9 protein-coding genes are annotated in these 13242 nt (G+C 62.1%); 4 read left to right on the top strand and 5 right to left on the bottom strand.

Annotation, left to right across the window (positions count from 1 at the left end):
- The first annotated feature begins 10 nt into the window (after nucleotides 1–10).
- Both GEOBRER4_RS18115 and GEOBRER4_RS18110 read left to right on the top strand, forming a co-directional pair.
- On the top strand, nucleotides 11–769 hold the full coding sequence (locus GEOBRER4_RS18115; RefSeq protein WP_185243438.1) for an endonuclease/exonuclease/phosphatase family protein: 759 nt from the start codon (nucleotides 11–13) through the stop codon (nucleotides 767–769).
- A gap of 112 nt (nucleotides 770–881) precedes the next feature.
- Nucleotides 882–1220, top strand: a complete 339-nt coding sequence (locus GEOBRER4_RS18110; protein WP_185243437.1) for a hypothetical protein — start codon at nucleotides 882–884, stop codon at nucleotides 1218–1220.
- 162 nt (nucleotides 1221–1382) lie between these two features.
- Here GEOBRER4_RS18110 and GEOBRER4_RS18105 read toward each other — a convergent pair whose 3' ends face one another.
- Entirely contained in the window at nucleotides 1383–3203 is a 1821-nt protein-coding gene (locus GEOBRER4_RS18105) for a KUP/HAK/KT family potassium transporter (RefSeq protein ID WP_185243436.1), read from the bottom strand.
- A gap of 248 nt (nucleotides 3204–3451) precedes the next feature.
- Between GEOBRER4_RS18105 and ileS the strand changes: the two genes are divergently transcribed.
- Both ileS and lspA read left to right on the top strand, forming a co-directional pair.
- Nucleotides 3452–6229: an isoleucine--tRNA ligase gene (ileS, locus tag GEOBRER4_RS18100; RefSeq protein ID WP_185243435.1), complete on the top strand. Its 2778-nt coding sequence runs from the start codon at nucleotides 3452–3454 to the stop codon at nucleotides 6227–6229.
- A gap of 32 nt (nucleotides 6230–6261) precedes the next feature.
- Nucleotides 6262–6756 carry a signal peptidase II gene (gene lspA / locus GEOBRER4_RS18095; RefSeq protein ID WP_185243434.1) on the top strand — a complete coding sequence of 165 codons (495 nt, stop codon included), beginning with the start codon at nucleotides 6262–6264 and terminating at the stop codon, nucleotides 6754–6756.
- A 182-nt stretch (nucleotides 6757–6938) separates the two neighbouring features.
- Here the strand turns inward: lspA and ybgC are convergent, their stop codons facing one another.
- The 4 genes from ybgC to gatB all read right to left on the bottom strand — a co-directional run bounded on the left by ybgC (nucleotide 6939) and on the right by gatB (nucleotide 13234).
- Nucleotides 6939–7340, bottom strand: coding sequence for a tol-pal system-associated acyl-CoA thioesterase (gene ybgC, locus GEOBRER4_RS18090; RefSeq protein ID WP_085814841.1), 402 nt, complete (start codon nucleotides 7338–7340; stop codon nucleotides 6939–6941).
- Between the two features lie 16 nt (nucleotides 7341–7356).
- Entirely contained in the window at nucleotides 7357–10590 is a 3234-nt protein-coding gene (gene glnE, locus GEOBRER4_RS18085) for a bifunctional [glutamate--ammonia ligase]-adenylyl-L-tyrosine phosphorylase/[glutamate--ammonia-ligase] adenylyltransferase (protein WP_185243433.1), read from the bottom strand.
- Complete coding sequence (mtnA, locus tag GEOBRER4_RS18080; protein WP_085814843.1) at nucleotides 10587–11627, bottom strand: S-methyl-5-thioribose-1-phosphate isomerase; 1041 nt, start codon at nucleotides 11625–11627, stop codon at nucleotides 10587–10589. The genes glnE and mtnA overlap by 4 nt, the downstream gene beginning before the upstream one ends.
- 155 nt (nucleotides 11628–11782) lie before the next feature.
- Nucleotides 11783–13234, bottom strand: coding sequence for an Asp-tRNA(Asn)/Glu-tRNA(Gln) amidotransferase subunit GatB (gene gatB, locus GEOBRER4_RS18075; protein WP_264177107.1), 1452 nt, complete (start codon nucleotides 13232–13234; stop codon nucleotides 11783–11785).
- Between the last annotated feature and the right edge of the window lie 8 nt (nucleotides 13235–13242).

Genomic DNA, 13242 nt, shown 5'->3' with positions numbered 1-13242 from the left:
GGGGTGCGCCATGTCCGACCAAGACCGCTCCTTCACAATCATGACCTACAACGTGCACCGGCTGATCGGCAACGACCGGTGCTCCTCAGCCTCACGCATAGCCGAGGTCATTCACAGCTGCGGGCCCGACATCGTCTGCCTGCAGGAGCTCCCGGGCGCGAGGGTGCGGCCGGAGGTGGGCGGCCCCTGTCAGGACCTGGTCCATGAACTCGCCCTCCTGACCACAGGGGAGCGGCATTATTTCCTGGAACGGGAACGCTGGGGGAAGGTGGTGTTGAGCCGGTTTCCGATGCGGCTGGTCCAGGCCGGCGGGCTGCATCCCCAGAACAGGTACCGGACCGTGGTGCCGCGGGGGGTGATCTGGGTCGAGATAGACCTTTTCGGCCAGAAGCTGCAGGTGGTGAACGCACACCTGGGATTGACTCACAGGGAGCGGAATTACCAGGTAAGGGTGCTGACCGGGCCCGAGTGGCTTTCGCACCCAGACTGCCGTCCGCCGGTGGTCCTTTGCGGGGACTTCAACACGCTGCCGAGCTCCACCATCCACAAGCGGCTCAAGAACGCGCTCATGGACGAACAGGAAAAGCTCAAGTTCGGGCACAACCAGTTCACCTTCCCGAGCAAGCTTCCGATGGTGCGCTTCGACCACGTTTTCGTCTCGCCCGACCTCGTGGTGGAAGATGAATTGATCCCTCGCACGAGGCTCACCGGCGTCGCTTCCGATCACCTGCCGCTGGTGGTCAGGCTGCGCCTGGCAGTTACCCCTTAGGTATAGGCCAGTTGGACAACACCCGGCGAAAAATCCTAAAGTCTGGGAAGTCCGGTCCGAAGAGAAACCTATAAAGCACAACCGTCCCCTGGGACGAATAATGGAGACAGCCATGAGTTACTCGGAGATGCCGGCGGATATGGAAGTTCAGGAAGTGATAATAGACAGGGTCCTGCAGAACACTGGGGCTTTACTGGAGATATGCCTGGTAAAGCACGGCAGGCAGTACGAAGCCGCCATCTTCGTCGACAGGAAGTACAAGCCCGGCCCGCCTTTGCCGCGCCCGCTGGAGTCCCCTTCCGGGTCGGCGACACATTGGATGGGCGTCCGCCCCAAGGTGGGGCTGTCTGATGAGGAAGCGGAGAAAATCAACGAGGAGGTCCTCGGTATCAACGCCGCCAACAGGATTACCATGAAGGACGCCTGGGGGAAAATACTGGACGATTACTAGGTACGTCGCTACGGCCGGTAGGTCGCGCCTTGCCTCCTTCGAATAAACGGGGTGGGAGTGCGATCCGCCTCGACCTTGCCACAGAATCAAGAAAGGCCGCATCGGTTTGACGATGCGGCCTTTCTTTTTTGCTCCTGTCACTATTCGCAAACCCTTCCCTTATTACATCTCCACCCGGGTCATGACCCCCTGCAGCTTGGTGGCAGGAAGCTTGTTGAACTGCACGAAGTTCGGGGTCAGCTTCTTCATCAGGGCGAACAGCTTCCAGACCGGGTTCTTGGTCTCGATGTCCTCGATGCCGTAGAAGATCACCTTCTCCTGGATTCCGTGCTCCTTCAACTGTTTCTCGATGTCGAGCACCTCCATGTAGCCGGCGCTGATCTGGAAGTACTCCAGCCCCGCCCCCACGTCCTTCTTGTGCCGTGCGATGTTGCCGAACGGCTCGTCGGTCCGCACGATCGAGATCAGTATGTTGCGCTCGTAGATGATGTTAGAGCGAATCATGCAATGGACGATGTAGGGAGGGATGACGTCGAGCGCCTTGAGGAAGAAGAGTGCGGTCCCCGGGATGTTCTTGCTCTTGCCGTAGATCTGCTCATAGGAGAGCATGAAGGTTTCCAGATCCAGCGGGCGCAGCGCGCGGTAGAGCTGCCGCTGCCCCTTGGTCCAGACCTGTATGGTGATGAACGGCACCGAGGCGAGGGCGATGGACCAGTAGGCCCCGTGCACGAACTTCGGGAAGGTGGAGGTGAAGTAGATCAGGTCGATGACGGCGATGACGGCGACGATGGGGACCTTCCATTTCTTCGTGGTCTTCGAGAAGACCATGATCATCATCAGCGCCGTAATGGTCATCGAGCCGGTGACCGCCATGCCGTAGGCGGCGGCGAGGTTCACCGATCTCTGGAAGAAGAACATGACGAAGATGACCGCGCACATGAGGGTCCAGTTGACGACGCCTATGTAGATCTGGGACTGGATGTGCTTCGAGGTGTAGTCGACCTTGAATAGCGGCATGAGCCGGGTGGTGATTCCCTGGTAGACGATGGAGAAGACGCCGCTGATGATGGATTGCGACGCGATGATGGTGGCCATGATGGTGAGCAGCAGGAACGGGATGTAGAGCAGGCTTGACTGCTCCTGGATCATGCCGAAGAGGATGTTCTTCGCGTCCGGGTGCTTGAGCAGGAAGGCCCCCTGGCCCAGGTAGTTCAGGTAAAGCGCCGCGAAGACGAAGTACCAGGCCCGGATGATCGGCTTCTTCCCCAGGTGCCCCATGTCGGCGTAGAGCGCCTCGCCGCCGGTGGAGCAAAGGATAACTTCGGAAAGAACGAAGTAGCCCGCGATGCCGTTTTCGCGGAAGAAGTCGATGGCATACATCGGGTTGATCGCGGCGACGATGCCGGGGGTGCCCGAGATGGAGACGAGCCCAGAGACGAGGAGCGAGCCGAAGTACAGGATCATGACCGGACCGAAGACCCCGGCCATCTTGTCGGTGCCGCGCGACTGGAAGAAGAAGAGCGTGAAGGCGATCAGGGCCGCGATGGCGACCAAAACCCCCTGCCTCGTCGCCTCCAGCCCAGGTATCAGCAGAAGGCCCTCGACGGCGGAGAGGATGGATATGGCGGGGGTGATGACCCCGTCCCCCAGAAGCAGCGAGACGCCGAGGAAGGAGAGGAATCCCGCGAAGGCCAGCACCCGCCCCTGTTTGAAGAGCTTTATGATGATCTCCCTCAGGACTATCTCGCCCCCTTGCCCCTTCTTGCCGAGGCTCATGGCGAGCCAGGCGTACTCCGCCGTCACCAGGATGGTCATGGTCCAAAAGACAAGGCAGAGGATGCCGTAGACGTTGGCGTGGGTCGGCTTGGTCAGGGTGAAAACGACGGTGAGGGTGTATATGGGGCTCGTGCCTATGTCACCGAAGACAAGCCCCAGTGCCTTGACGATGCCGCCCCAGAATGAATCCTGAGTTTTGTGGATCATAGAACTCCCTTGAGACAGTGAGACGCCGGCGCCGCGGGGGAAAAGCAGTGCCAACTCTCCCGGCGCCAACGCTTTATACACCATTCCGGCGCCGTTTGCCACCTTCGCATGAAAACCGCCCTCTCAAGCCGCCTCTTCAACCCTGTGAAAGTGCCGGAAATCCCCGTTTACCCTTGACATTCAGCGGCATAGCTTGTAGTTTATGTCGTTTCTCTCAAGGCTTTAACTGACAGTGCGGAGGCCGTTACATGGACTACAAAGATACATTGAACCTGCCCCAAACCAACTTCCCCATGAAGGGGAATCTTCCCCAGCGCGAGCCGGAGATGCTCAAGCATTGGGAGCAGGTGGAGATAGACAAGAAGATCGAAGAGGCGGGCAAGTCGAAGCCGCGCTACGTCCTGCACGACGGACCTCCCTACGCCAACGGCCACATCCACATCGGCCACGCCTTGAACAAGATCCTCAAGGACATCGTCCTCAAGAGCAAGAGGATGGAAGGGTTCGGCGCCCCCTACGTCCCGGGGTGGGACTGCCACGGGCTTCCGATCGAGCTGCAGGTGGAGAAGAACCTGGGGAGCAAGAAGCACGAGATTTCCAAGCTCGAGATGCGCAAGCTCTGCCGCGAGTACGCGGCCAAGTTCGTCGCCATCCAGCGCGCCGAGTTCGAGCGCCTGGGGATTTTCGGCGAGTGGGAGAACCCGTACCTGACCATGAACGCGAGCTACGAGGGGGCCATCGCCCGCGAGTTGGCGCGCTTTGCCGAGAACGGCGGCCTCTACAAGGGTAAGAAGCCGGTGCACTGGTGCTCCTCCTGCGGCACGGCGCTCGCCGAGGCCGAGGTCGAGTACGCCGACCACAAGTCCCCCTCCGTGTTCGTGAAGTTCCCGCTCAAGGAGGAGCTGGGTAGCGTTGTCCCCGAGCTTGCCGGCAAGAAGGCCTCCATGGTGATCTGGACCACCACCCCCTGGACGCTCCCGGCGAACCTCGCCATCGCCATCCACCCGGACCTTGACTACGTGGCGCTTCAGCTTCAAAGCGGCGACGTCGTCATAGTGGCGGACGGCCTGAAAGAGAGCTTCCTGAAGGAGATCGACGCCGAGGGCGAGGTGCTGGCGAAGTTCCCGTCCAAGGTGCTTGAGAAGCGGCTCGCCCGCCACCCGTTCTACGAGCAGGATTCCGTCATCCTCCTGGGCGAGCACGTGACGCTCGAAGCCGGTACCGGCTGCGTCCACACCGCCCCCGGCCACGGTCAGGAAGACTACGAGCTGGGGCTCAAGGAAGGGCTCGACATCTACAACCCGGTCGACAACCGCGGCCGTTTCTACGAGAACATCCAGTTCTTCGGCGGCCAGTTCGTTTTCGACGCCAACAAGAACGTGATCGAGAAGCTGATCGAGGTCGGGGCACTCCTGGGGCAAAAGGAGATCTCCCACAGCTACCCGCACTGCTGGCGCTGCAAGAAGCCGATCATCTTCAGAGCCACCGAGCAGTGGTTCATCTCCATGGAGAGAAACGACCTGCGCGGCCAAGCGCTGGAGGCGATCAACAGCGTGAACTGGATCCCCAAGTGGGGGCGCGAGCGCATCTACGGAATGATCGAGAACCGTCCCGACTGGTGCGTCTCCAGGCAGCGCTCCTGGGGGGTCCCCATCACCGCCTTCTACTGCAAGAGCTGCGGCAACGTCCTCGCCGACGGCAAGATCATGCACAAGGTCGCCGACCTCTTCGCCGAGCACACCTCCGACATCTGGTACGACTGGGAAGCGGCGAAGTTCCTCCCGGAAGGGACCTGCTGCCCCTCCTGCGGCAAGAGCGAGTTCGACAAGGAAACCGACATCCTCGACGTCTGGTTCGACTCCGGCGTTTCCCACGCCGCCGTCCTGGAATTGCGCGAGAACCTTTCCTCACCGGCAGACATGTACCTCGAGGGAAGCGACCAGCACCGCGGCTGGTTCCACTCCTCGCTTCTGGCGAGCGTCGGGACCCGCGGCCGCGCCCCCTACAAGAACGTGCTGACCCACGGCTTCGTCATGGACGGCGCCGGCCGGAAGATGAGCAAGTCCGTGGGCAACGTCGTCGCCCCGGAGGACGTGATCAAGAAGTTCGGCGCCGACGTGCTGAGGCTCTGGGTTGCGGCGCAGGACTACCGCGACGACCTGCGCATCTCCCAGGAGATTCTGACCCGTCTCTCCGAGAGCTACCGCCGCATCAGGAACACCTGCCGCTACATCCTGGGGAACATCCACGACTTCAACCCCGATACGGACCTCGTGGCGTACGCCGACATGCCGGAGCTCGACCGCTGGGCCATGCACCAGCTGGAGCTTCTGAAGGAAAAAGTCCTCGCCTCCTACAAGGAGAGCGAGTTCCACATCCTCTACCACGCGGTGAACGGCTTCTGCACCGTCGAGATGAGCGCCTTCTACCTCGACATCCTGAAGGACAGGGTCTACACCAGCAAGGGCAGCTCGCAGGCCAGAAGAAGCGGCCAGACCGTGATGTACCTGATCCTGGACGCCCTGGTGCGCATCGTGGCGCCGGTACTCTCCTTCACCGCCGAAGAGGTATGGGCCGAGATGCCCGGCACGCGCGAGTCGAGCGTGCACCTGGCGCAGTTCCCTGCGCTGACACCCGAGGTCAAGGACGAGGCGCTGGCCCAGCGTTGGGAGAAGATGATCAAGGTACGCGCCGAGGTCTCCAAGGCGCTGGAACTGGCCCGCGTCAAGAAGGTGATCGGCCATTCGCTCGATGCCGCCGTCGCCCTCAAGGCCAGCGGCGACACCGAGGCCCTTCTGAAGGAATTCGAAGGGGAGCTGGCGCAGATCTTCATCGTCTCCAAGGCGGAGCTTGCCGCTGAGGTCGGCGGCGAGGTGTATAAGGCCGAAGGGGTCGAAGGGCTGGAGGTCGGCGTCACCGCCGCTCCGGGCGAGAAGTGCGAGCGCTGCTGGTGCTACGACGAGCAGATAGGTCAGGACAGCGAGCACCCGACCCTCTGCCCGAAGTGCCTCGCCGCGGTGAAATAGAGCGTTTTTCAGACAGAACTTCTAAGGACTCTATGAAAGCGAAATACATCATATTGCTGGCGGTATCGACGCTGGTGCTGGTCCTGGACCAGTTGACCAAGGTCTACATCGACAAGACCATGCGGTTGCACGATTCGATACCCGTTATCGACGGGTTCTTCAGCATCACCTACCTGCGCAACAAAGGGGCGGCCTTCGGCATCCTGGCGAATTCCGCCTGGCGGCTTCCCTTCTTCCTGCTGGTCTCGGCCGTCGCGGTCCTGGTCATCCTCGTGGTGCTAAGCCGCCTGCGGGACGACCAGAAGGGGAGTGCGGTCTCCCTTTCGCTCATCTTCTCCGGCGCGCTGGGGAACCTGATCGACAGGGTGAGGCTCGGCGAGGTGATCGACTTTCTCGACGTCTACTGGAAGGGGCATCACTGGCCCGCCTTCAACGTGGCCGACTCCGCCATCTGCGTCGGCGTCTTCCTGCTGGCCATCGAGATGGTGCTGGAAGAGAGAAGGGAAAAGGCGCAGAAGCAGGACTAAAGTCAAAGACAAGATCTTCGCCACAGAGGTCACAGAGGGCACAGGGGATCTCACAGAGGAAAAAACAAAACCGGAAGGCTCTAGGGTTTAAACCCAAAAAGCCTTCCGGTTTTTGCTTTTCCTCTTTTTTGTTTTCCCCAGTGAACCTCTGTGACCTCTGTGGTAATGCTTTGTTTTTGGTTTTAAGGGGTTTCATTCATCAGCGAGCTGAAGAGGTCGCGGATCTCCTGCGGCAGGCGCCTGGGCTTCATCTCCGGGTTGACACAGGCAAGCGTCACCTTCGCCTCGACCAGGAGCTTCCCGTCATCTTTTCTCACCACCTGCTGCGCGGCGGTGAAGGAGCTGTTCTTCAGCGCCGCGATCTGTGTCCGCACTTCCAGGAGGTCGTCGAGCCGTGCCGGCGCCCGGAAGTTAGCCTCTATCGACACCACCGGGAAGATGATCCCCATGTCGTGCATCTCCCTAACCGACAGGCCGTGCTTTCTCAGGAATTCAGTCCTCGCGCGCTCCATGTAGCTTATGTAGTTGGAGTGGTACACCACCCCACCCGCATCGGTGTCCTCGTAATAAATCCGTACTTCCATCGGTCCTCCAGAATAGTCAGATGTTCGGGCTTTGCGGTTCGGCCTTATCCCCTGCATCCCCTTCATCCCTGTTAGCCGCTTTTGGGCTTTCCACGCCACCGAGGATCCTCTCGTACACGTCCCTGACCGCGCCTGTCACGCGCTCGTAGTCGGCCATGAGCGCCTCCCCCGGGTTTTTCAGCATCGGGTCGTAGCCGAGCCTCCTGGCCAGCTTGTTCAGGTACTTGAGCGGCCCCCCCAGGTCGTTCATCGAGTAGTCATGGATGATCCGCAGGCGGTTCTCCAGGCGGCGCAGGAACTTGTAGCCGTCGAAGAGGGCGTGGTAGTCGCTGTCGGGAAGTATCCCCAGCTCTTGCATCGCATTCATGGCGCGCAAGGTGCTGGTGCTGCGGATCTCCAGGTGCTCGTGCCCGTGCTTCAGCTGCAGGAACTGGATGATGAACTCGACGTCCACCATCCCGCCGCGGCCGGTCTTGATGTTGTAGCTCCCGCTGGTCTCCTTGGCGAGCTCGTTCTCCATGCGCATGCGCAGCCGGTGGATCTCGCTGCGGACCGTGTCGTCGGCGCCGGCGCCGTACACGGTATTCTCGATGATCCCCTCGATCTTACGCTTGAGCTCAGGGTCGCCGTAGGTCACCCGTGCCTTGGTCAGCGCCTGGCGCTCCCAGATCTGCGCCTCGGCCTCGTGGTACCCCTGGAACGCCTCCAGCGACGTGACCAGCGGCCCCGCGTTGCCGGACGGGCGCAGCCGGGTGTCTATCTTGTAGGCGTACCCCTCGCGGGTCTGGCTGGTGAGCACCAGTATGATCTTCTGCCCCAGCTTGGAGAAGTACTCGCGGTTGGTGATGCTCTTCTCCCCATCGGTGTAACCCTGCCCCTCGTAGATGTAGATGATGTCGAGGTCGGAGTGGTAGTTGAGCTCGAAGCCCCCGAGTTTCCCCATGGCCACGACGGCGAAAGCCGCCTCGCGCTCGGAGCCGTCCTCGTCCTTCACCATCGGGCGCCCGAAGCGGGCGAGCTCGCCGGTGGCAAGGCAGCATGCCGCGGCCAGGCAGACGTCGGCCAGGTCCGTCAGTTGCCGTGCCACCTCGGGCTGCTTCATCTTGCCGTGGATGTCGTTCATGCCGATACGCAGGAACTCCTCGTGCCGGTAGCTCCTCATGGCGTCGAGCTGCTCCTCGAAATCGTCCGCCTGGGTCAGGAACAGATCCAGCTCGTGGGCCATGGCGGCGCGCTCCTTCTGCAGGTAGGCGTAGCCCCGCGTGGTCATGCTGTCCAACAGTTCCGGGTGCCCGATGAAGATCTTGGAAAGGAACTCCGACATCCCGAACAGCGAGGTGAGGAGCTTCAGTATGTCGCGGTTTTCTGCAAGAAGCGCGTAGATCGAGGCCCGGGTCCTCGTGGAGGCAAGGAAGCGCTCCAGGTTGGCGAGGGCGAGGTCCGGGTCGGGCGCCGCGAATACCTCCTGCAAAAAGAGCGGGGCGATCTTCTCCAGCGTGCGGCGCCCCTGGCTGGTGAGGTTCACCTTGGCCGGGCCGTCGCGCAGCACCAGGAGGTTGTCGTAGGCGACGTCCGGGTTCTCGAAGCGCCGCTCCTCCAGCATGTCCTTGATCAGGTCGGGGTCCGCGTTGTGATCGAAGAAGTAGTGCACCTCGGGGTGCACCTCCTCCTTGATCTTTTCGTCGCGGGAGAGGAAGAGGTCGCCGTAGATGGCGGAGACGGCATGCCGGTGCAGCTCCAGGGTCTCCTTGAAGCGGAGCAGCCCGTCCTTTCGCAGGTAGCCGCAGCGCCTGGCGAGCGCCACGAATTCCTCTTCCTTTCTGGGCAGGGCGTGGGTCTGGCGCTCCTGGACCACCTGTATCCGGTGCTCGACCGTGCGCAGGAAGCGGTAGGCGTCGGAGAGGGCGACGCAGTCCGCCTCCTTGATGATGCGGGACTGCCTGAGTGTCTGCAGAGCGGCAAGGGAGTTCTTCACGCGCAGGCTCGGATTTTTCCCGGCATAAACCAGCTGCAGCGCCTGGATAAAGAACTCGATCTCGCGGATGCCGCCGCGTCCGAGCTTAATGTTGACCTCCCCCTCCTGGCTCCTTGCCAGCGAGGCGTCGATCTTCTTCTTCATCGCCATCATGTCTTCGATCAGGTTGTAGTCGAGGTAGCGGCGGTAGATGAAGGGGGTGAGGGCGGCGAGTATCGCCTGCCCGAGTTCGATGGATCCAGCCACCGGGCGCGCCTTCATCATGGCGGCGCGCTCCCAGGACTGCCCCCATGACTCGTAGTACACCTCCGCCGAGCGCATCGAGGTCGCCAGGTCGCCGGCTTTGCCGTCAGGGCGCAGCCCCATGTCGACCCGGAAGACGAAGCCGTCCTCGGTCACCTGCGAGATGGCGCGGCTCACCATCTCGGCGAGCTTGACGAAGAAGGAGTGCAGGGAGAGCTTTCCCTTGAAGCCCCCCCTGCCGTCGGGAATGCCGGTGCTCTCCCCCTTGTCGGAGGAGTAGAAGTAGATCAGGTCGATGTCGGAGGAGAAGTTTAGTTCCCGTCCGCCGAGCTTCCCCATGCCGATGATGGTGAACTCGGCCTCGACCTCGCCCTCGGGGGTGGTCTGCATCGGCTTGCCGTGATCCCGGACCAGTTCGGCAAGGGCCGCCTCATAGGCGAGTTGCAGCGTGACCGCGGCAAGGGAGGCGAGCTCTCCGGTCACCTCCTCCAGCGGGGAGAGCCCGTTCAGGTCGCGGGCCGCGATGCGCAGCATCTCGGCATACTTGAAGCGGCGCAGGTGCGCGAAGAGGTCGGCGTACCCCGTTCCTTCGGGGACGCGGCTGCGCAACGTGTCGAGCATCTCCGACTCGGAGCGGCTGCGCATGATCTCGCGGTCGAGAAAAAGCCGCTTCAGAGCGGAGGGGTCGCGGCAGATGAGGTTGGTGAGGAAGGGGGAGGAACCACAGATGTTCATCAACTGGGTGAGGAGCGCCCGGCGGGAGCAAAGCTCCAGGAGGGTTTCCTTTGGGACAGCGGTGCTGATGCGCTCCAGGCCGTTCAAGGCCATGTCGGGAAGGGGGGTCGACAGGGCGGCGATGGCGACCTCGATCAGCCGCTCGCCGGGGAGGACTTCGGACAAGAGGCGCAGGTTCTCGACGGAGCGGGCGCCGTAGCTGTAGCCCCCCTGTTCGAGCAGTTGCGCGAGCTCTCCCCCCTGGCGCTGCGACAGCGCGGCGAGGAGCGCCCCGGCCAGATCCGAGCGGCGGCTCATAGCCCGACCAGCGCCTTCAGCTCCCTTTCGTAATCGCCGCGCACCACCCCTTTTTCGGTGATGATGCCGGTGATGTAGCGGGCGGGGGTGACGTCGAAGGCGGGATTTCTCACCTTCACCCCTTCCGGCGCGATCTGGATCCCCTTGATCTTGGTCACTTCCTCGGAGGCGCGCTCCTCGATGGGGATCAGGTCGCCGTTGGCGAGCTTGAGGTCGAGGGTGGATATCGGGGCCGCCACGTAGAACGGGATCCGGTTCTCCTTGGCGAGGACGGCGACCGAGTAGGTGCCGATCTTGTTGGCGGTGTCGCCGTTGGCGGCGATGCGGTCGGCGCCGACGACGCAGAAGTCGATCTGGCCGGTCCTCATGAGCCAGCCCGCCATGTTGTCGGAGATGAGCGTAACCGGGATCGAGTCCTTCATCAGCTCCCAGGCGGTGAGGCGCGCCCCCTGGAGCCAGGGGCGGGTTTCGTCGGCGAAGACGCGGATCCCCTTGCCCGCCTCGTGCGCGCCCCGGATCACCCCGAGAGCCGTGCCGTAGCCTGCCGTTGCCAGCCCGCCAGCGTTGCAGTGGGTGAGGATGGAGGCCCCTTCCTTGACCAGAGCTGCGCCGTGCCTGCCGATCTCCTTGCAGATGGCGAGGTCCTCCGCCTCGATGCTGATCGCCTCGGCCTTCAAGAGCTCCCGGATCGAGTTGAGATCGAGTTCCTTGTGCTGCAGGGCGACCCGCTTCATCCGCTCCAGTCCCCAGAAGAGGTTGACCGCGGTGGGGCGGGTGCGTCCGATCACGTCGCAGACGTTTTCAAGCTGGCGGTAGAAGGTGTCGAAGCTGTCGGCGATGATCTCACGGGCGCCGAGCGCGACCCCCATGGCTGCGGCGATGCCGATGGCGGGGGCGCCGCGCACCACCATGCCGCGGATCGCCTGGGCCACACCCTGGAAGTCGGTGTACTCGTTGTAGACCTCCTCGGCGGGGAGCCTGGTCTGGTCTATCATGATCACCTTGTTGTCGCGCCACTCTATGGTTCTGAAGGACATCGTCTACCTCGAAAAGAGTCCAAAGGCTTTTGCACACGGATTTGACGGAAAAGGCGCGGATAAAATCGGATCAAACCAAAAAAAGTCTTTATGGGTTATCCGTGCTTTTTCCGCAACATCCGCCTGATCCGCGTGCGACGCCTTTGACTTGTTTTTTACCCCTGCAACTTCTTGAGCAGCATCTCGTTGACGACGGCGGGGTTCGCCTTCCCTTTGGAGGCGCGCATCACCTGCCCCACGAAGAAGCCGAAAAGGGTCTCCTTGCCTCCCCGGTACTCGGCCACCTGCCCGGGGTTCTTCTCCAGCACCTCGTCGATCATCGCCTCGATGGCCCCGGTGTCGGAGACCTGCACCAGCCCCTTCTCCTCGACGATCTTCTCCGGCGCATTGCCGGTCTTGTACATCTCGTCGAAGACGGTCTTCGCGATCTTCCCGGAGATGGTTCCCTTCTCCATGAGCTTCAGGAGGTCGGCCAGGAGGGCCGAGGTGACCGGGCACTCGGCGATGGAGCGGTTGTTGTCGTCGTTCAAGGCGCGGGTGACCTCACCCATGACCCAGTTGGAGACGGTCTTCGCCTGCGGGAAAAGGGCGAAGGCGTCCTCGAAGTACTGCGCCAGCTCCCGGCTTGCCACCAGTACCTCGGCGTCGTACTCGGGGAGCCCCAAATCCGACATGAAGCGGGCGCGCTTCGCCTCGGGAAGCTCGGGGAGCCCGCCGCGCACCTTCTCGATCCAGTCGTCCGAGATGATCACCGGGACGAGATCCGGGTCCGGGAAGTAGCGGTAGTCGTGCGCCTCTTCCTTGCCGCGCATGGAGCGGGTGGTGCCGGTGTTCGGGTCGAAGAGGCGGGTTTCCTGGACCACCTTGCCGCCGTCGTCGAGGATCTCGGCCTGGCGCTCGATCTCGTACTCGATCGCCTGCTTGATGAACTTGAAGGAGTTGATGTTCTTAAGCTCCGCGCGGGTGCCGAAGACGGTGGATCCGACCGGCATCAGCGAGACGTTGGCGTCGCAGCGGAAGCTCCCTTCCTCCAGGTTCCCGTCGCAGATCCCCAGGTACATGACGATCTGGTGCAGCTTCTTCAGGTAGGCTATCGCCTCGTCCGGGGAGCGCATGTCAGGTTCCGAGACGATCTCCAGAAGCGGGGTGCAGGCGCGGTTCAGGTCGACACAGGAGTCGTCCACCCCGGGGATGTCGGCGTGCACCAGCTTCCCGGCGTCTTCCTCCATGTGGATGCGGGTTATCCCGATCCGCTTCGTCTCCCCCTCCACCTCGATGTCCAGGTGACCGTGCTGGCAGATGGGGAGGTCGAACTGGCTGATCTGGTAACCCTTGGGGAGGTCCGGGTAGAAGTAGTTCTTCCGGGCGAAGACGTTCCTTTGGGTAATGGAGCAGTTGGTGGCGAGCCCGGCGCGGATGGCGTATTCCACCACCTGCTGGTTCAAAACCGGAAGAGCGCCGGGGAAGCCGAGGCAGACCGGGCAGGTCTGGGAGTTGGGCTCCGCGCCGAAGCGGGTCGAGCAGCCGCAGAAGATCTTGGTATTGGTGGTGAGCTGGGTATGGACCTCTAGCCCGATGACGACCTGATATTTCATGTTCGCTCCGATCAAAGCAG

The organism is Citrifermentans bremense, from assembly GCF_014218275.1.
Lineage (GTDB): Bacteria > Desulfobacterota > Desulfuromonadia > Geobacterales > Geobacteraceae > Geomonas > Geomonas pelophila.
The sequence above is the reverse complement of the archived record's forward strand: the minus strand, read 5'-3'. Positions and strand labels throughout refer to the sequence as shown.

What these genes read in the sequence shown, in the direction of transcription:
- GEOBRER4_RS18115 (WP_185243438.1), top strand. Translation starts at nt 11, where the DNA reads ATGTCCGACCAAGACCGCTCCTTCACAATCATGACCTACAACGTGCAC.
- GEOBRER4_RS18110 (WP_185243437.1), top strand. Translation starts at nt 882, where the DNA reads ATGAGTTACTCGGAGATGCCGGCGGATATGGAAGTTCAGGAAGTGATA.
- GEOBRER4_RS18105 (WP_185243436.1), bottom strand. Translation starts at nt 3,203, where the DNA reads ATGATCCACAAAACTCAGGATTCATTCTGGGGCGGCATCGTCAAGGCA.
- ileS (WP_185243435.1), top strand. Translation starts at nt 3,452, where the DNA reads ATGGACTACAAAGATACATTGAACCTGCCCCAAACCAACTTCCCCATG.
- lspA (WP_185243434.1), top strand. Translation starts at nt 6,262, where the DNA reads ATGAAAGCGAAATACATCATATTGCTGGCGGTATCGACGCTGGTGCTG.
- ybgC (WP_085814841.1), bottom strand. Translation starts at nt 7,340, where the DNA reads ATGGAAGTACGGATTTATTACGAGGACACCGATGCGGGTGGGGTGGTG.
- glnE (WP_185243433.1), bottom strand. Translation starts at nt 10,590, where the DNA reads ATGAGCCGCCGCTCGGATCTGGCCGGGGCGCTCCTCGCCGCGCTGTCG.
- mtnA (WP_085814843.1), bottom strand. Translation starts at nt 11,627, where the DNA reads ATGTCCTTCAGAACCATAGAGTGGCGCGACAACAAGGTGATCATGATA.